The 17,893-nt window shown below is 64.7% G+C and carries 17 protein-coding genes; 10 read left to right on the forward strand and 7 right to left on the reverse strand.

The genetic code is table 11. The features are described from left to right. The first annotated feature begins 193 nt into the window (after nt 1-193). Nucleotides 194-1,150, forward strand: coding sequence for an acyltransferase family protein (locus WFP78_RS09900; protein ID WP_336961225.1), 957 nt, complete (start codon nt 194-196; stop codon nt 1,148-1,150). Nucleotides 1,151-1,243: 93 nt separating this feature from the next. On the opposite strand, the gene WFP78_RS09905 is transcribed toward WFP78_RS09900, so the two are convergent. Then, nucleotides 1,244-1,450 (reverse strand): hypothetical protein, encoded by a 207-nt coding sequence (locus WFP78_RS09905; protein ID WP_275488429.1) that lies wholly within the window; start codon nt 1,448-1,450, stop codon nt 1,244-1,246. A gap of 156 nt (nt 1,451-1,606) precedes the next feature. Then, nucleotides 1,607-2,974 (reverse strand): M20/M25/M40 family metallo-hydrolase, encoded by a 1,368-nt coding sequence (locus tag WFP78_RS09910; RefSeq protein WP_336961233.1) that lies wholly within the window; start codon nt 2,972-2,974, stop codon nt 1,607-1,609. 109 nt (nt 2,975-3,083) lie between these two features. Between WFP78_RS09910 and ettA the strand changes: the two genes are divergently transcribed. Further along, nucleotides 3,084-4,763, forward strand: coding sequence for an energy-dependent translational throttle protein EttA (gene ettA, locus WFP78_RS09915; protein WP_336961236.1), 1,680 nt, complete (start codon nt 3,084-3,086; stop codon nt 4,761-4,763). 26 nt (nt 4,764-4,789) lie between these two features. Then, nucleotides 4,790-5,233 (forward strand): nucleoside deaminase, encoded by a 444-nt coding sequence (locus WFP78_RS09920; RefSeq protein ID WP_336961239.1) that lies wholly within the window; start codon nt 4,790-4,792, stop codon nt 5,231-5,233. A gap of 25 nt (nt 5,234-5,258) precedes the next feature. On the opposite strand, the gene WFP78_RS09925 is transcribed toward WFP78_RS09920, so the two are convergent. Genes WFP78_RS09925 through WFP78_RS09935 form a run of 3 tightly spaced genes read right to left on the reverse strand, consistent with a single transcriptional unit; the run spans nt 5,259 to nt 6,954 of the window. Further along, the gene (locus tag WFP78_RS09925; RefSeq protein ID WP_336961242.1) at nt 5,259-5,537 is read right to left on the reverse strand and encodes an acylphosphatase; all 279 of its coding nucleotides are present in this window, start codon (nt 5,535-5,537) and stop codon (nt 5,259-5,261) included. Further along, nucleotides 5,534-6,265 (reverse strand): NYN domain-containing protein, encoded by a 732-nt coding sequence (locus WFP78_RS09930; protein ID WP_336961245.1) that lies wholly within the window; start codon nt 6,263-6,265, stop codon nt 5,534-5,536. Before WFP78_RS09930 ends, WFP78_RS09925 begins: the two co-directional genes overlap by 4 nt. Before the next feature lie 41 nt (nt 6,266-6,306). Next, on the reverse strand, nt 6,307-6,954 hold the full coding sequence (locus WFP78_RS09935; protein WP_336961248.1) for a carbonic anhydrase: 648 nt from the start codon (nt 6,952-6,954) through the stop codon (nt 6,307-6,309). 62 nt (nt 6,955-7,016) lie between these two features. On the opposite strand from WFP78_RS09935, the gene lipA reads away from it, so the two are divergent. Both lipA and WFP78_RS09945 read left to right on the forward strand, forming a co-directional pair. Further along, entirely contained in the window at nt 7,017-7,988 is a 972-nt protein-coding gene (gene lipA, locus WFP78_RS09940; protein WP_336961251.1) for a lipoyl synthase, read from the forward strand. Next, the gene (locus tag WFP78_RS09945) at nt 7,975-8,451 is read left to right on the forward strand and encodes a type II toxin-antitoxin system RatA family toxin (RefSeq protein ID WP_336961253.1); all 477 of its coding nucleotides are present in this window, start codon (nt 7,975-7,977) and stop codon (nt 8,449-8,451) included. The genes lipA and WFP78_RS09945 overlap by 14 nt, the downstream gene beginning before the upstream one ends. Here the strand turns inward: WFP78_RS09945 and WFP78_RS09950 are convergent. Further along, nucleotides 8,397-8,915 carry a CinA family protein gene (locus tag WFP78_RS09950; RefSeq protein ID WP_336961255.1) on the reverse strand — a complete coding sequence of 173 codons (519 nt, stop codon included), beginning with the start codon at nt 8,913-8,915 and terminating at the stop codon, nt 8,397-8,399. The two genes, WFP78_RS09945 and WFP78_RS09950, sit on opposite strands and share 55 nt — an antisense overlap. Before the next feature lie 5 nt (nt 8,916-8,920). Next, on the reverse strand, nt 8,921-10,120 hold the full coding sequence (locus tag WFP78_RS09955; RefSeq protein ID WP_336961257.1) for a bifunctional 2-C-methyl-D-erythritol 4-phosphate cytidylyltransferase/2-C-methyl-D-erythritol 2,4-cyclodiphosphate synthase: 1,200 nt from the start codon (nt 10,118-10,120) through the stop codon (nt 8,921-8,923). A gap of 134 nt (nt 10,121-10,254) precedes the next feature. On the opposite strand from WFP78_RS09955, the gene dusB reads away from it, so the two are divergent. The 5 genes from dusB to ntrX all read left to right on the forward strand — a co-directional run bounded on the left by dusB (nt 10,255) and on the right by ntrX (nt 17,761). Further along, a complete protein-coding gene (dusB, locus tag WFP78_RS09960) occupies nt 10,255-11,292 on the forward strand; it encodes a tRNA dihydrouridine synthase DusB (protein ID WP_336961260.1) in 1,038 nt (345 codons plus the stop codon). 5 nt (nt 11,293-11,297) lie between these two features. Next, nucleotides 11,298-12,407 (forward strand): two-component system sensor histidine kinase NtrB, encoded by a 1,110-nt coding sequence (locus tag WFP78_RS09965; RefSeq protein ID WP_336961262.1) that lies wholly within the window; start codon nt 11,298-11,300, stop codon nt 12,405-12,407. After that, nucleotides 12,407-13,861, forward strand: coding sequence for a nitrogen regulation protein NR(I) (ntrC, locus tag WFP78_RS09970; protein WP_336961264.1), 1,455 nt, complete (start codon nt 12,407-12,409; stop codon nt 13,859-13,861). Before WFP78_RS09965 ends, ntrC begins: the two co-directional genes overlap by 1 nt. 146 nt (nt 13,862-14,007) lie before the next feature. Next, nucleotides 14,008-16,395, forward strand: a complete 2,388-nt coding sequence (locus tag WFP78_RS09975; protein ID WP_336961267.1) for a sensor histidine kinase — start codon at nt 14,008-14,010, stop codon at nt 16,393-16,395. Further along, nucleotides 16,385-17,761 carry a nitrogen assimilation response regulator NtrX gene (gene ntrX, locus WFP78_RS09980; RefSeq protein WP_336961270.1) on the forward strand — a complete coding sequence of 459 codons (1,377 nt, stop codon included), beginning with the start codon at nt 16,385-16,387 and terminating at the stop codon, nt 17,759-17,761. The genes WFP78_RS09975 and ntrX overlap by 11 nt, the downstream gene beginning before the upstream one ends. The last annotated feature ends 132 nt before the right edge of the window (nt 17,762-17,893 follow it).

A 17,893-nucleotide genomic window follows, 5' to 3' on the forward strand; every position in this document is an offset into this window, starting at 1 on the left:
CCATAGGGCAGATGATGCGCCTTTGCACGGGGGTGTCGGGGGAGCGTCCACCGCTTTTCACCTTGCCGGCAATCGCGGGCAATCGGCATGGCGCGGATTGCACCCGCCATGTCGCAGGGCGCCGGAACTTTCCCCGCATTCCCGGGGTTCACATCCCGGCCGATGTGCCGTGGGGTGAAAGGCCAGTTAATCGATGCAGGCGAAGCGGGGGCGTGTTGACTGGATCGATCAGCTCAAGGGGCTGGGCATCCTGCTGGTCGTCATCGGCCATGTGACGACCTATGCGCCGCTGCATCACTGGATCTTCCTGTTTCACATGCCGCTGTTCTTCCTGCTTTCGGGCTATCTTGGCCGGGCGCGGGCAAGTGGGGAGATCGTCCGTTCCCGCTTCTTCTCCCTGCTTGTCCCTTATGCGGCCTTTCTGCTGCTGGTGACGCTGCTCGATTATGCATGGGGGCGGCTGGATGGATCGGGCTCGCTCCTCTCCCACCATGGTCTGGGTGGCGCCGCCGTCCGTCTTATTTTCGGCGGGTCGGCGCTGGTGGGTGCCTATGGCACCTTCTGGTTCGTGCCATGTCTGTTCGTGGCAAGCCTTGCATGCAACCTGATCATCGGGCGGCGGCAGGCGATGTTCCTGGCATGGGCCGCCATCGGCCTGGGTGTCGCCATCAGCGCGATGATGCCCGCCATACCCTCACCGCTCGGCCTGATGCAGGTGCCGATGGCTGTCGCGCTCATGGCATGCGGCTGGCTTGCGCGCGGTCAGGCGGGCGTGTCGGTCGCCATGCTGGCGGTGGCGGCGACGATATTCGCGGTGTCGGGATGGTTCGCCGGGCCGTTCGACATGAAATATCTCGATTTCGGCATTTTTCCGACGAATCTCGTCGCGGCATTGACCGGAGTCGTGACGGTGGCGGGGGTGGCGCGATGGCTCGGGCGCATCGCCGGGATTGGGGGAGCGCTGGTCCTTCTTGGCCAGGCCTCGCTGGTGATCATGTTCCTCCACCAGCTCATCAATGTCCATCTTCGCCCCTATCTGGGCGACTGGCCGACGATCGCGGTCGCTATCCTCCTGCCGCTCGCCTTCTGGTGGCTCGCCGGGCGGACCGATCTTTCGTCCCGCCTTTTCCTCGGCAAGCCCGCGGGCTGATCCGGCAACCGTCGCCAGGCGCGCGGGCAAATAAAAAGGGACGGCGCGCTGAGAGCGGCCGTCCCTTTCGAAAATCTTGCGCCAGGCGCAGGATTACATCGCGTTCGTCGCGTTAGCGGCGTTCTCGGTCGCGTTAGCGGCGTTGTTCGTCGCGTTAGCAGCGTTCTCGAGCGCGTTGGCAGCGTTGTCGACAACGTTCTCGACGGCGTTCGAGGCGTTGGCTTCGTTGGCAGGCTTCTCACCGCAGGCGGCGAGCGCCATCAGGCCGGCCGAAGCGAAAACAACAGCGATCTTCTTCATTGAAAGGCTCCCATAGCAATAAGCCGCGTATGGCGTATTCGGTCCCTTACGCGAGCGACCGCATTAACCTGTGCAGTGCACAAATCAACGCATTTTTTGCATCGGTGAAACGAAAGAATCACGCGACGACGTGTTGTCTACTATAGAAGTCCACTTTTATCGCAAGGCTTCTTGGTCGTCTGCGGCAATGGCGAGCGTCGCTGTCCATGCCGCGACATTCTGGCGCAGTTGCTCGGGATCGACCTTGTCCAGCGTGTCGTCCGCGGTGTGATGGATGTCGAAATAGCGGGTGCCGTCCTGCTGCAGATCCAGTACCGGCGTCCCCGCATTCACCAATGGTTCGATGTCCGAACCGCCATGCGCCTTGTCATGGCTGATACCGATACCGAGCGGCGCCAGCACATCCCCGATCTTCGCCGCCAGGGGCGCGGCGCTCTCGGGCAGGCCGAACTGCACCTGCCACACCCGGTCCGCGCCGAAATCCGATTCCATCACCAGGGCATGCGACTCAGCGCCGTGCGCCTTGAAATAGGCATCGCCGCCAAAGCCGCCCACTTCCTCCGCGCCAGCCAACAGCAGGCGGATCGTCCGGCGGGGTTTGCGGCCGGAGGCCAGGATCTGCCGGGCGGCGGCGGTCACGATCGCGCAGCCGGCGGCATCGTCGATCGCGCCGGTCGCCAGGTCCCAGCTGTCCATATGGCAGGCGGCAACGATCATCCCCGCCTTGGGATCGGTGCCGGGCACCTCCGCGATCACATTGCCCGAACCATGTTCGCCGATGAACTTCGGCGTCAGCGTCATGGCGATGGTGACGGGCTTGCCGCGCGCCACGATACGTTCCAGCTGCTCGGCATCGGGCACGGACAGCGCCGCCGCCGGGATCGGGGTGACGCCCTTTTCCCAGTTCTGCACGCCGGTATGGGGCACGCGGTGATGATCGGTGCCGATCGAGCGGATGAGGATGGCGATTGCGCCCTTCCTGGCCGCGATGCTGGGCCCCTGTCGCCGGACCGCACCGAAATAGCCATAGGCGGAACCGTCCTGCGTGGCCTTCATCGCATGGCTGACAAAGGCGATCCTGCCCTTCAGGCTGCCTTCGGGCGCGGCCTTGAGGTCGGCGAGCGTGGGGAAATAGACGACTTCGGCGGACAGCCCGCCTTCGGGTGTCGCGCCGCTGTTGCCCAGCGCGGCGATGGTGAGTTTCTGCGGGAACGGCCCGACGACGTGGGCGGTTTCGGCGCCGCGTACCCAGACGGGCATCTGATAGGCTTCGATCCGCGCATTGGCGAAGCCGAGCGCCTTCAGCCGCGCCAGTGCCCAGGCCCGGCCATTGGCCTCTTCGGGCGTCCCGGCCAGCCGCTGCCCGACTTCCGTCGTCAGCCCTTCAACAAAGTCCCATGCCACCTTATCTTCGCTCAGAGCGGTGTCGCGCAGCTTGGCCACCTGATCGGAGGGGCCAGCGGCGTTGGACATGGCGGGAATGGCGGCGAGGAGCGCGATCGGCGCGAGAAGGATTTTCTGCATGGAAAGCGGCTTAACCGCGCGCGCGGGGTTTGCCAATGCCGCCTCGCTCGGCTAACCGGGCGCCAAACCCCGCATTAGCGATTTTTACGACATCGGAGCATCGACCAGCATGGCCGTCCAATACAGTTTTGTGATGAAGGGCCTGACCAAGACCTTCCCCGGCGCCAACAAGCCGCTGTTCAACAATATCCACCTGCAGTTCCTGCCGGGCACGAAGATCGCGATCATCGGCGTCAACGGCGCGGGCAAGTCGACCCTGATGAAAGTCATGGCCGGCATGGACAAGGATTATCAGGGCGAGGCCTGGGCGGCGGAAGGGCTGCGCGTCGGCTATCTGGCGCAGGAGCCGCAGCTCGACAGCAGCAAGTCGGTGATCGAGAATGTGAAGGACGGCGTGCGCCCCATCGCGGACCTGGTCGATCGCTTCAACGAGATCAGCACGATCATGGGCGACCCGCCGGAGGATGTCGATTTCGACGCCCTGATGGAAGAGATGGGCACGCTGCAGGAAAAGATCGACGCGGTGGACGGCTGGACGCTCGACAACCAGCTGGAAATCGCCATGGAAGCGCTGCGCTGCCCGCCGGGCGACTGGTCGGTCGGAAACCTCTCGGGCGGTGAAAAGCGCCGGATCGCGCTGTGCCGCCTGCTGCTCGAAAAGCCCGACATCCTGCTGCTGGACGAACCGACCAACCATCTCGACGCCGAAAGCGTGCAGTGGCTGGAACAGCATCTGATCAACTATGCCGGCAACGTCATCCTCGTCACCCATGACCGTTATTTCCTCGACAATGTCGTGGGCTGGGTGCTGGAACTCGATCGCGGCCGCGGTATTCCCTATGAGGGGAATTATTCCAACTGGCTGGACCAGAAGGCCAAGCGGATGGAACTGGAAGAGCGTGAAGACGCCGGCCGCCAGAAGGCGATCAAGGAAGAGCTGGAGTGGATCAGGCAATCCCCCAAGGCCCGCCAGACCAAGAGCAAGGCGCGTATCCGCGCATTCGATGAACTGGTCGAAAAGCAGGAAAATCGTGCGCCCGGCAAGGCCCAGATCGTCATCCAGACCCCCAAGCGCCTTGGCAGCAAGGTGATCGAGGCGCATGGCTTGACCAAATCCTATGGCGACAAGCTGCTGTTCGAAGGGCTGGACTTCCTCCTGCCGCCCGGCGGCATCGTCGGGGTGATCGGCCCCAACGGCGCGGGTAAATCGACGCTGTTCAAACTCATCACCGGGCAGGAACAGCCCGATGGCGGCAAGATCGAGATCGGGGAAACGGTGCAGCTCGGCTATGTCGACCAGAGCCGCGACTCGCTCGACCCGAACCATAATGTCTGGGAAGAGATTTCCGGCGGCCATGACCTCATGACCATCGGCAAGCATGAAATCCAGACGCGGGCCTATGTCGGCGCCTTCAACTTCAAGGGCCCGGACCAGCAGAAGAAGGTCGGCCAGCTTTCGGGCGGCGAGCGCAATCGCGTGCATCTGGCCAAGATGCTGAAGGAGGGTGGCAACGTCCTCCTGCTGGACGAACCGACCAACGACCTTGACGTCGAAACGCTGCGCGCGCTGGAAGACGCGCTGGAGAATTTCGCCGGCTGCGCCGTGGTCATCAGCCATGACCGCTTCTTCCTGGATCGTCTGGCGACCCACATCCTGGCGTTCGAGGGCGACAGCCATGTCGAATGGTTCGAAGGCAATTTCGAGGCCTATGAGGAAGACAAGCGCCGTCGCCTGGGCGATGCCGCCGATCGCCCGACACGCCTCGCCTACAAGAAGCTGACGCGATAAGCGGCAGGGCGGGGGGAAGGACGGCCATGCCCGATTATATCCCTGCCTTCGTCACCCGCGCCTATGAACTGGCGCTGCAGGGCTATGGCGAGGGGGGATGCCCCATCGGCTCCGTCCTCGCGCGTGGCGACCATCTGATCGCCGAGGGCTATAACCAGCGCGTCCAGCAGGGCGATCCGATCGCCCATGGCGAGATGGATTGCCTGCGCAAGGCGGGGCGGCAGGCGAGCTATGCCGGGATGACGCTCTATACCTCGCTCTCCCCCTGCATGATGTGCGCGGGGACCATCGTGCAGTTCAAGATCCCGCATGTCGTGATCGCGGAAAATGCCACCTTTGGCGGGAACGAGCAGTTCCTGCGCGATCATGGCGTTGCCGTAACGCTGCTTTCGGACCAGCGCTGCATCGACCTCATGTCCCGTTTCATCGCGGAAAAGCCGGCGCTCTGGAACGAGGATATCGCCGAATAGGGCGCCTGTTCAGGCCGGCGGCTATTCAGGCCGTGGGGCGGCGATCGAAGGGGTAGGGCAGGGTGGTTTCATTCTCCGCCGGCTTCTGGTCGATCCGGTCGACGCGCGCGGCGGGTGGCCCGACCCTTGCCTTGGCGATGAAATCCGCGACGGTCGCGTCGTCACCACTCACGACCGCCTCGACGCTGCCGTCCATCCGGTTGCGGACCCAGCCTGAAAGATCGAAGCGCCGCGCCGCCCGCACGGCCCAGTCGCGATAGCCCACGCCCTGCACCCGACCGACAATCGAGAGACGCAGGATCACCGCACCCGCTTCACATAGCTATGGCCGTCGTCCCGCTGCTCCACGGTGAAATTGGGCATGCGGGACAGCAGCTCGGAAAGGCTGGCCGCGCCATAGTTGCGCTTGTCGAAGCTGGATCGGTTGGCGGCGCGCTGGCCGACTTCGTTCAGCGAGGCGAAATTGCGCCCGTCGCGTTTCGAAGCCTTCCAGGCATCGGTGATCAGGCGGATCAACGCCTCGTCGATCTCGGCCTTGTCCGCCGGCCTTGCGGGGCGATCCGCCGACGGGACCGGCTCGTCCTCCGATCGCAGCAATGCGCCCACGTCGATGAAGCGGGTGCAGGCCTGCCGGAACCCTTCGGGCGTATTGGCTGCGCCAAAGCCATAGACCGGCAAACCGTCCTGCCTGATGCGCATGACCAGCGGCGTGAAATCGCTGTCGCTCGACATCAGCCCGAAGCCCTGCACCCGGCCGCTGTAGAGCATGTCCATGGCGTCGATGGTCATGCGCATGTCGGTGGCGTTCTTGCCCTTGGTCAGGTCGAACTGCTGATAGGGCTGGATCGCCTGGGCGATGGACAGGTCCGCCCAGGCCTTGAGCGCGGGCTTGCGCCAGTTGCCATAGGCGCGGCGGATATTGACCGTGCCAAGCTCCGCCAGCACCGTCAGCACCGGGTCCAGCGCGCGGTGGGAGGCGTTGTCGGCGTCGATCAGCAGCGCGATATTGGCGGTAGCGGCACTGTCAGCCATGGATTTTCTCCAGCAGGGACGGGATGCGCCCGATACGGGTTTCAGGCGGCGGCGGCCGGGATGAAGCGATCCGTGCCTTCGTCCAGCACATGCAGCACGCCATCCGATATCGCGAAAAAGGCGCCGATCAGCCGGACGGTTCCCTTGCGTTCCTTGCTCTGGATGCAGGGGAAGGTCCGCAGGTTGGTCAGGCTCACCCTCACCGCTTCCTGCTCCATCGCGCGCTGGGCCGGGCGGTCGCGGGCATCGCCATGCACCGCCACCACGCGCTCCCGCGCGCCGTCCAGCATTTCGATCCAGTTGGCGATGAAGCCGCCCTCGCCCGGCGGGGCATCCTTCAGTTCCTGCGTCAGCGCGGCACTGCAGCCGCCGCACAGGCCATGGCCCATGACGACGATTTCCCCCACGCCCAGCACCTGCACCGCGAATTCCAGCGCGGCCGACACGCCATGATGACCCGGCGCGGTCTCGAAGGGGGGGACCAGTGCCGCCACATTGCGGACGACGAAGATCTCGCCCGGATTGGTATCGAATATCTGCGCCGGATCGACTCGGCTGTCCGAACAGGCGATGATCATCACCCTGGGCTTCTGCCCGGTGCTCAATTCCCCCCAGCGTTCCCGCTGGCTCGCCCATCCGGTGTCGCGAAAGCGCCTGTAGCCGGCCAGCATGTCAGAAAAATCGGTCATGATGCTCCGCCTTGGTTCGTTCATGCCGTTAGGACGGGCGCAAGGGGCTGGCAAGAGCGGCGATGCATCGCTATCTGGGGCGCATGAACGAGATCGCACGCATCGACCCATCTGCGCCTCGCACGCGCAAGCCTGACTGGATACGGGTGAAGGCCCCGACAAGCCCCGGCTATGTCGAAACCAAAAAGCTCATGCGCGAAAAAGGTCTTGCGACCGTGTGCGAGGAAGCGGCCTGCCCCAATATCGGCGAGTGCTGGAGCAAGAAGCACGCAACCGTCATGATCCTGGGCGATGTCTGCACCCGTGCCTGCGCCTTCTGCAACGTCAAGACCGGCCTGCCGCGCAAGGTCGATCCGCTGGAACCCATGCATCTGGCCGAAGCGGCGGCGGAAATGGGCCTTGAGCATATCGTCATCACCTCGGTCGACCGCGACGACCTGCCCGATGGCGGCGCATCGCAATTCGTGAAGGTGATCCAGGAACTGCGCCGCACGACACCGAACACGACCATCGAGATTCTGACCCCTGATTTCCGCAACAAGGCGCAGGCAGCGGTCGAGTCGATCGTCGAGGCGCGGCCGGACGTCTACAACCATAATCTGGAAACGGTGCCCCGGCTGTACCCCACCATTCGCCCCGGTGCCCGCTATTATGCCTCGCTGCGTCTGCTCGAATCGGTGAAGCGGCATGATCCGTCGATCTTCACCAAGTCCGGCATCATGCTGGGCCTGGGCGAGGAGCGGCTGGAAGTGCATCAGGTGATGGACGACATGCGCTCGGCCGACATCGATTTCCTCACCATGGGCCAATATCTGCAGCCCACGCCCAAGCATGCCAAGGTCATCGACTTCGTGACGCCGCAGGCCTTTGCCGGCTTTGCCGCGATCGCCCGGGCCAAGGGCTTCCTGCAGGTGGCGTCCAGCCCGCTCACGCGGTCGAGCTATCATGCCGGCAAGGATTTTGCCGAAATGCGCGCCGCCCGCGAAGCCCAGCTCGCCAAGGCTGCAGCCGGGAAGGCCGATGCCAAAGCATAGTGAAACACGGGCGTTGCCCTACACGCCCGAGCAGATGTTCGATCTTGTCGCCGACGTTCAGTCCTACGATCAGTTCCTGCCCTGGATCTCGGCCATCCGCGTGCGCGAGGATAGCGAGACGCTGATGGTCGCGGACATCATCGTGGGTTTCAAGGGGCTGCGCGAGAGCTTCACCTCAAGGGTCAACAAGACGCGGCCGGAGCGGGTGCATGTCGATTATGTCGACGGGCCGCTGAAGCATCTCCACAATGACTGGCGCTTCCGTCCCGATGGGCATGGCGGCGTGCTGGTCGATTTCGAGGTGGAGTTCGCCTTCAAGAACCGCCTGTTCGAAGCATTGGCGGGGCAGGTGTTCCACAGCGCATTGCGCAAGATGATCGGCGCCTTCGAAGCTCGCGCCGCCGCGCTTTACGGTGTGGGCGCGTCGGGCAGCAGCAGTTCGAGCGCGCAGAGCGCCGCCTGAAGGCGAACGCCGCCGCGGCCGCTATCGTCGAAATGCCGCATGTCGGCGATGATCTTGTCGGGATTGCCGCCTTTTTCGGCGCGGGCGAAGACGACCGTGCCCACCGGCTTCTTGTCGCTTCCCCCTCCCGGCCCCGCCACGCCCGTGATCGCGACGGCGACATCGGCATGGGAGCGCACCAGCGCGCCCTGCGCCATCGACCAGGCAACGGCGATGGAAACGGCGCCAAAGGTATCGAGCACATCGTGCGAAACATTCAGCACATCGCTCTTTATCTCATTGGAATAGGTCACGAAACCGGCGCTGAACATCTCCGACGATCCCGCGATCTCGGTGATGGCGGCGGACACCAGCCCGCCGGTGCAGCTTTCGGCGACGGCCACCATGCGGCCGGCGCGCTTGTTCTCGGCCACGACCCTGCGCGCCAGTTCGACCAGTTCGGGGGGAAGAATAGTGTCTGGCATGATGATCAGAATAGATCCGGAAGGGTGATGGTGGCAACGGCCTGTGCGGCAATCCCTTCTCCGCGTCCGGCAAAGCCGAGCCGCTCGGTCGTTGTCGCCTTGATCGAGACGCGCGCGGGCGAAATGTCCAGAAGCGCGGCGACCCGTGCGCGCATCGCATCGCGATGTGGGCCGATTTTCGGTGCTTCGCAAATGATCGTTACATCCACATGAATGATCGCGCCGCCGCGTTGTTCCACAAGGTCGCGGGCATAGGTGACGAAGCGCGACGACGCCGCGCCGCGCCACTGCGGATCGGAGGGCGGGAAGTGGCTGCCGATATCGCCATCGGCCAGCGCGCCCAACAGGGCATCGACAAGCGCATGGAGCGCGACATCGGCGTCACTATGCCCCGAAAGCCCCCTGTCGTGCGGCACCTGCACGCCGCAGAGCCACAGGTCTTCGCCCGCCACCAGCCGATGCACATCATAGCCCATGCCGGTACGCGGCAGCGCGGCGGCGCCAAGGCGCAAAGCCGCCGCATCGAAATCTTCCGCCATCGTCAGTTTCTCCAGCGCGCGGTCGCCATCGACCAGCGTGACGTCATGGCCTCGTGCCCGCAGCATCTGGGCGTCGTCCGTGGGCTCCTGCGCCCCGGACCATGTACGATGTGCTTCCCAGACCGCGTCGAACGCAAAGGCCTGGGGCGTCTGCACCCGATACAGGCTGTCGCGATCCACGATCTCGCCCAGCGCGCTGCCCAGGGCACCATCGCCCCGTGCCAGCGTATCCACCACCGGCAGCACCGGCACGGCGCCGCGCGCCTCATCCAGGGCTATCAGCAGGCGGTCGATGACGGCGGCGGGCAGGAGGGGGCGGGCGGCGTCATGAATGAGCACGCGCGCTGCGCCTCCTGTTTCTGCCACATGGAACAGACCGGCCAGCACCGATTGCCGTCGCGTCGCGCCGCCGGTGACGATGCTCGGCGGGCAGGGCGGCGGTGGTGACGTCATCGCTTCAAGTGCTGCCTGCGTCATGTCCTGCTGCCCTTCACCCACGACCAATATGATCGAGTCGATCCGGGGGTGGGTAACGAACGGGCCGACGGCGCGGGCGATCACCGGCTGTCCGGCAAGCATGCGGAATTGCTTGGGCACGCCGCCACCGGCGCGTTCGCCCCTGCCTGCGGCGACGATGATCGCAACGGTTCTGCCGGCCGGTGTCATGGGCGGCGCCATAGCCGTTATGATGGCGCGCTGCTAGCCGCCCGCGTCAGCACCGGAGAGGCGCGCCGGGTCACTGCCCTTGTGAAACCGGCCGGTAAAGGCTATGGGCTGCCTGATTTTTAGGCAACAGGCATATGCGCGCGCTCGCTCCCATTTCCATCGGCCCCATCTCCATCGGCTCGGTCGTGATCGACTCGCCCGTCATTCTCGCACCCATGACCGGGGTGACGGACATGCCCTTCCGCACGCTCGTGCGGCGCTTTGGCTGCGGGCTGAACGTGACCGAGATGATCGCCTCCGCAGCGATGATCCGCGAGACCCGGCAATCGATCCAGAAAGCGGCCTGGCACCCGACCGAGGAGCCGGTGTCGATGCAGCTTGCCGGCTGCTCGCCCGGCGAAATGGCCGAAGCGGCGAAGCTCAATGCCGATCGCGGCGCGGCGATTATCGACATCAACATGGGCTGCCCGGTCAAGAAGGTCGTCAATGGCGATGCCGGCAGCGCGCTGATGCGCGACCTGCCGCTGGCTGCCGCGCTGATCGAGGCGACGGTGAAGGCCGTCGACGTGCCTGTGACCGTCAAGATGCGCATGGGCTGGGACCATAACAGCCTGAACGCCCCGGAACTGGCCCATATCGCCGAAGATCTGGGTGCGAAGCTCATCACTGTCCACGGCCGCACCCGCTGCCAGATGTACAAGGGATCGGCCGACTGGTCCTTCATCCGCAAGGTGAAGGATGCCGTGTCGCTGCCCGTCATCGTCAATGGCGACATCTGCTCCATCGCCGATGTCGAGGCCGCGCTGGACCAGAGCGGTGCCGACGGCGTGATGATCGGGCGCGGCGCCTATGGCAAGCCATGGCTGATCGGGCAGGTGATGCACTGGCTCGCCACGGGGCAGGAGCTGGCCGACCCCTCGCTGGCCGAGCAATATGACGTCATCGTCGAACATTATCGCGCGATGCTGGACCATTACGACCATGGCGTCGGCGTCAACATGGCGCGCAAGCATATCGGCTGGTACACCAAGGGGCTGACCGGATCGGCGGAATTCCGCAATGCCGTCAACCAGGAGCCCTCGGCCGAGCGGGTGCTGGCCATGCTGGAAGCCTTTTACGCGCCGCTGATCGCCGAGGCCGGGAACGGCGCCGACATCAGGCAGGCCGCCTGAACAGGATGGACATTTCCGTTCCGCCCCAGCGGCAGGCCCCGACCCGGCCGAAGCGGACGGAACCTTCGCTGGCGGACATCGTCACGGCATTTCCCGTCGCGGTGCTCGTCGTGGCGCCCGACAACCGCATCGCCGACACCAATGTGCGCGCGGAAACGCTGCTCAACATGGCGCGATCGGCGATCGTGGGCAGCGATATCGGCCGGACCGTCCGCATGGCCGATGACAATACGCGCTTCGACATCTGGCATAGCGACAAGCCACTGGCGGCCTATGATGTCCAGGTGCATGCCGGGCGCACGGCGGCGACGGAAGTGGACCTGATGATTTCTCCGATCCCCGACCATGACGGCTGGCGGGTCGTCTCCATCCATCCCAAGAGCCAGGCGCAGAAGATCGGCCATCGTCGCACGGCCGGCGGCACGCGGTCGGCCATGGGCGCTGCCGCCATCCTGGCGCATGAGATCAAGAACCCGCTGTCGGGCATTCGCGGCGCGGCGCAATTGCTGGAGACCGGAGAGCCCGGAACGGCCGCCCTGACCCAGCTGATCTGCAACGAGGTCGATCGGATCGCGGCGCTCATCGACCGCATGCAGGACTTCACGACCGAGCGCACGCTGACCTGCACGGCGGAAAACATCTATCCGCTGATCGACAGGGCGGTGCGCCTTGCCCGAGCCGGATTTGGCAAGAATATTGATATATCAAAACGTTATGATCCATCATTGCCATTTGCGCTGATCAATGGCGATGCGTTGGTGCAGGTGATGATCAACCTGCTCAAAAATGCCACCGAGGCACTTGGCAAGGTCGATCATCCCGCCGTCAGGATCGAGACCGCGTTCCGCCATGGCGTGTCGGTCATGCTGGGTGAAAAGGGCAGCAAGGTGTTGCCGATCGAAATCCTGGTGATCGACAACGGGCCGGGCGTGCCCGCGCATATCCGCGACCATCTGTTCAACCCCTTCATCACCGGCAAGCGCGACGGGCAGGGGCTTGGCCTTGCCCTCGTCGACAAGCTGGTTCGCGACATGAACGGTTTCGTGCAATATGTCCGCGACGAGGCGGCGAGGGAGACGATTTTCCGCGTGCTGCTGCCAATGGGAATGGGCTGATGTCATCAATGCCGGGCAAGGTTCTGGTCGTGGACGACGATCCTGCCATCTGCGTTGTGGTGGGGGAGGCGCTTCGCCGCCGCGGCCATAAGGTGAAGACCGCCGCATCGGTCAGCGAGCGCACGGCGCTGCTCGGCAGTTTCGCGCCCGACGTGTTGATTACCGACGTCATGCTGCCGGATGGCGACGGGCTGGACGATGTGAAGGATATCGTGGCGCAGGACCCGGGGATCAGCGTCATCATCCTTTCGGCGCAGAATACCCTGAACACCGCCGTGCGGGCGACCGAGCAGGGCGCGTTCGAATATCTGCCCAAGCCCTTCGACCTCAATGAACTGTCCCGCGCGGTTTCGGATGCGCTGGCGACCCGGCGGCAAAGCCCCGGCATAAGGGAAGCGGATGGGGCGCCCGCCAGTGACGGCCTGCCGCTGGTCGGCCGGTCGCCGGCGATGCAGGAAGTCTATCGCACGATCGCCCGTGTCATCTCCAACGACCTGACGATCCTGGTGCTGGGCGAGTCGGGCACGGGCAAGGAACTGGTGGCGGAGGCCATTCACGACCTTGGCCATCGCCGGACCAAGCCCTTCGTCGCGATCAACATGGCCGCCATCCCGCGCGAACTGATCGAGGCGGAGCTTTTCGGCTATGAAAAAGGCGCCTTCACCGGGGCGCATGCGCGCACCGCCGGCAAGTTCGAACAGGCGCAGGGCGGCACGCTGTTCCTGGACGAGATCGGCGACATGCCGCTGGAGGCGCAGACCCGGCTGCTGCGCGTGCTCCAGTCGGGCGAGGTGACGACCGTGGGCGGCTCCAATCCGGTCAAGGTCAATGTCCGCATCATCGCCGCGACCAACAAGAATCTGCCGACATTGATCGGCGAGAACCGCTTTCGCGAGGATCTTTATTATCGGCTGGCGGTGGTGCCCATCGCCCTGCCGCCGCTGCGCGAGCGGGGCGACGACATCATGCTGCTCGCCCGCCATTTCCTCGATCGCGCCGCGAACGAAGGGCTGCCCCGCAAGGCGCTTGCGGACGATGCGGCGGCGTTGCTGGCGGCCTATAGCTGGCCGGGCAATGTGCGCGAATTGCAGAACCTGATGCAGCGCCTGTCGGTGCTGACGCGCGAAACGCTGATCACCAGCGAGATGCTGCGCCATGCGCTGCCGTTCGGCAATGCCGGTGACGACCAGCCCAATGCCGGGGCGGAGCAGATCGCCGGGGCGGTGCGGACATGGGCGCGGGCGCAGCTTGGCATCGGTCGCGTGCGGCCGCTTGAAACCCTGCATGACGACCTGCTGGCAATCGTGGAACCCGTGCTGCTGCGGGAGACGCTGTTGAGCGTCGACGGCAACCAAATCCGCGCCGCGGCCCTGCTCGGCATCAATCGCAATACGTTGCGCAAGAAGCTGACCGACTATAATCTCGATCCCACACGCCTGCGCCAGAATGATTGACGCAGGCGAGGGGGCCTGAGGCACCCGGATAGGTGGCCGATAAGCGCCCGATCATTCGACGGAACGCCTTTCCGCTTGGATCAACGACAGTCATTTTGTCATATTGTGTGTTTTAATAGGCACGTCGTTGTTGTAACCGTGCAACTATGACTGCGAACGCGGGATTGCCGCAGAATCACGATACGAAGGAATGGACGGGCATTGCCCGGGGTGGTTCCGCTACGGCCCCCTCTCCCGAAACCACGCCGCCCCAGAGCGAAAATGGCGACAATGACGCCGGATCGGAGCTTCTGACCAGCTGGCGCCGCCATCTTCCCGAACGGTTGAGGCAACATAATTTCGCGGCGGTCGTGGAAGGCACGACCTTGATGCTGCTGCTGGTCATCGCCGTCATGACCTATTTCCTGGTCTCGGGGCAGGGGCAGAGCTACAGCCTGCTGACGCCGCCGATCGTCGCGCTGCTGCTGGTGGCAAACCTCGTGCCGGCCATCGCGCTGCTGATGCTGGTGGGCCGCCGGGTGGCCAAGCGCCGCGCCGCCCGCTCGGCTGTCGGCAGCGACGGGCAATTGCATGTCCGCCTGGTCGCCATCTTCTCTACCATCGCTAGCGTGCCGATGCTGCTGGTGGTGATCTTTGCCTCGCTGCTGTTCCAATATGGCGTGCAGTTCTGGTTTTCCGACAGCGCCCGTGGCGTACTCCAGAATGCGAGCGATTTCGCGCGCGGCTATTATGACCAGAACCTGCGCGAGGTGCGCGACGAGACGCTGACGATGGCCAGCGACCTGCGCGACTATCTGAACGAAAAAGGGGTCAACAGCCCGGATTTCACCGAAGGCTATGTCTATCAGGTCGTGACGCGCAAGCTCAGCCGGTCGGCGATCATCGAAGTCGGCAAGGATGGCGTGGCCCGCACCGCCGCCAAGGTCGATCCGGACAATACGCCCATAAACGCCATCCTGACCCCCGATGTGGTGCGGCGTCTGCAAAAGGGCGAGGATGCCGTTGTCCGCGCCAAGGACAAGCAGATCGAGGCCGTGACGCTGCTGTACCCCGCGTCCCAGGTCTATCTCTATACGACGCGCGATTCCGATGTATCGGGCTTCAGCCAGGTGGAGCGCGCCCAGGCGTTGCAGGGCAGTTATGAGGATTTCGCCAAGCGGTCGCGGCAGTTGCAGTTGCGCTTCAACGTGGCGCTGTTCGTGGGGTCCCTGCTGCTGGTCGGCATTGCCGTGTGGATTGCGCTGAAGGTCGCCGACCGGCTGGTGCGCCCGGTGAACGAACTGGTCGATGCCTCGCGGCGGATCACGGCGGGCGATCTTTCCACCCGCGTGTCGGGGCCGCATGCGCGCGACGAGATCGGCACGCTTGCCAGCGCCTTCAACCGCATGACGCAGCGGTTGGAAGCGCAGACCAGCGCGCTGGTCGCCGCCAACAGCCAGCTCGACAATCGCCGCGCCTTCATCGAGGCGATCCTCTCCGGCGTGACGGCAGGCGTGCTGTCGGTGGACCAGCAGGGCATTGTCCGGCTGCTCAACAGCTCGGCGATGACGATCCTGGTCGAGGAGGGGCAGGAGCCCGTGGGCCGTCCGCTGCGAGAACTCTCCCCCGAACTTGCCGATCTGGTCGCCGAGGGCGAGCCGGCCGCCATCGTGCAGGTCAAGACGCTGGGCGACCTGCGCACGCTGGCGGTCAAGGTGGCGCGCGATTCCACCGGCCATGTGCTGACCTTCGATGATATCACCCAGCAGCTTTCGGACCAGCGCCGGGCCGCATGGTCCGACGTGGCGCGCCGCATCGCGCATGAGATCAAGAATCCGCTGACCCCGATCCAGCTGGCGGCCGAGCGCCTGCAACGGCGCTATGCCGACGAAATCCAGGGCGATCGCAGCACCTTCACCCGCCTGACCGGCACGATCGTGCGGCAAGTGGGCGACCTGCGCCGGATCGTGGACGAATTCTCCTCCTTCGCGCGGATGCCCAAGCCGGTCTTCCGGTCGGAAGCCATTGGCGACATCGCCCGCCATGCGCTGTTCCTGCATGAAGTCGCCCATCCGGACATCGCCTTCCGCTTCGTCTCCGACGTCGATGCCCTGGAAATGGTGTGCGACCGGCGGCAGATCGGGCAGGCCTTGACCAATATCGTCAAGAATGCGGTCGAGGCGATCGAGGCCAAGCCGCCTTCGACCGACAGCGGGATGCGCGGCCATGTGTCGATGGCGCTGCGCCGTGAAGAGGATGGCCGGTTGCTGATCGAGGTGAGCGACGACGGCGTCGGCCTGCCGCCCCAGCGCGAGCGCATCCTTGAACCCTATATGACGACGCGTGCGAAGGGCACCGGCCTTGGCCTCGCCATCGTCAAGAAGATCGTAGAGGAACATTTCGGCGACATCGCGTTCACCGACGCCCCCGGCGGCGGCGCGCGTGTTTCCATCCATCTTGCCCCCGACGTTCTGGAACGTCTGGAAGAAGGGCGGGAAATCCCCGATGGCCGGGGTATCGACAGCAAGGGAATGATGACCACCCATGGCGCTTGATGTTCTGATTGTCGACGACGAGGAAGATATCCGCGATCTGGTTGCCGGTGTGCTGGAGGATGAGGGCTATGCCGCCCGCACCGCCGCCACCAGCGATGCCGCGATCGAAGCGCTGGATTCCCGCCGCCCTTCGCTGGTGCTGCTCGACGTCTGGCTGCAGGGCTCGCGGCTCGACGGGCTGGAGCTGCTGGACGAGATCAAGAAGCGCGATCCCTCCATCCCCGTCCTCATGATTTCCGGCCATGGCAATATCGACACCGCCGTCGCCGCGATCCGCAAGGGCGCGGTCGATTTCATCGAAAAGCCGTTCGAGGCGGATCGGCTGATCCACCTCGTCGCCCGGGCGACCGAGACGGAACGGCTGCGCCGCGAAAATCAGTTCCTGCGGGCCCGGATCGGCCAGGATGACGAACTGACCGGTACATCGACCGCGATCAACGGCGTGCGCGCGACCATCAAGAAGGTCGCCGGCACAGGAAGCCGCGTGCTCATTTCCGGTCCCGCGGGCGTGGGCAAGGAAGTCGCCGCGCGGATGCTCCATGCCTGGTCGGGCAGGGCGGACGCCCCCTTCGTCATCGTCGCCGCCGCCCGGATGGACCCGGAGCGGGTGGAGGAGGAGCTTTTCGGCTTCGAGGACCAGAGCGGTCTCGTGCGCCCCGGCTTCCTTGAGCAGGCGCATGGCGGGACGCTGTATCTGGACGAAATCGCGGACATGCCGCTCACCACCCAGGCGAAGATCCTGCGGGTGCTGACGGACCAGAGCTTCACGCGGGTCGGCGGCCAGCGGCAGGTGAAGGTGGATGTGCGCGTCATTTCCTCGACCGCGCTCGACCTTGCGCATGAGATCGAGGAACGGCGGTTCCGCGAGGATCTCTATTATCGCCTGAATGTCGTGCCGCTGGTCATCCCGTCGCTGAGCGAACGGCGGGACGATATTCCGCCGCTGGTCGACCATTATCTCGCCCGCTTCGCCGCCGAGCGCCGCGTGCCCGCGCCCGATATCGCCACCGACGCGATTGCCGCGCTGCAGGCCTGCGAATGGCCCGGCAACGTTCGCCAGTTGCGCAACGTCATCGAGCGGACGATGATCCTGGCGCCCGGCGACCGCATCGGCCGGATCGAGCTGGACATGCTGCCTGCCGAGGCCACGGGCGGCGCGGGGTCGGAGGTGCTGGGGCATGGCGCGATCATGGGATCGCCGCTGCGTGAAGCACGGGAAAGTTTCGAGCGGGAATATCTCCGCATCCAGATCCGCCGCTTCTCCGGCAACATATCCCGCACTGCAACATTCATCGGCATGGAGCGCTCGGCGCTCCACAGAAAGCTGAAACTTCTAGGGATTACAGATGGCAAGGACGGCAATTAAGCTGGGCCGTGCCATAACCGATGGACCTTCTTTCGCATTTGCGTTAGAAGGCGTGGTGCCCCTCGATACGCGGCGGGCAGGTACGACGCCTTACCAAGGGCGCACGTGCGGGCAACGTCCCGCCAATAACGG

The organism is Sphingobium aquiterrae, from assembly GCF_037154135.1.
Lineage (GTDB): Bacteria > Pseudomonadota > Alphaproteobacteria > Sphingomonadales > Sphingomonadaceae > Sphingobium > Sphingobium aquiterrae.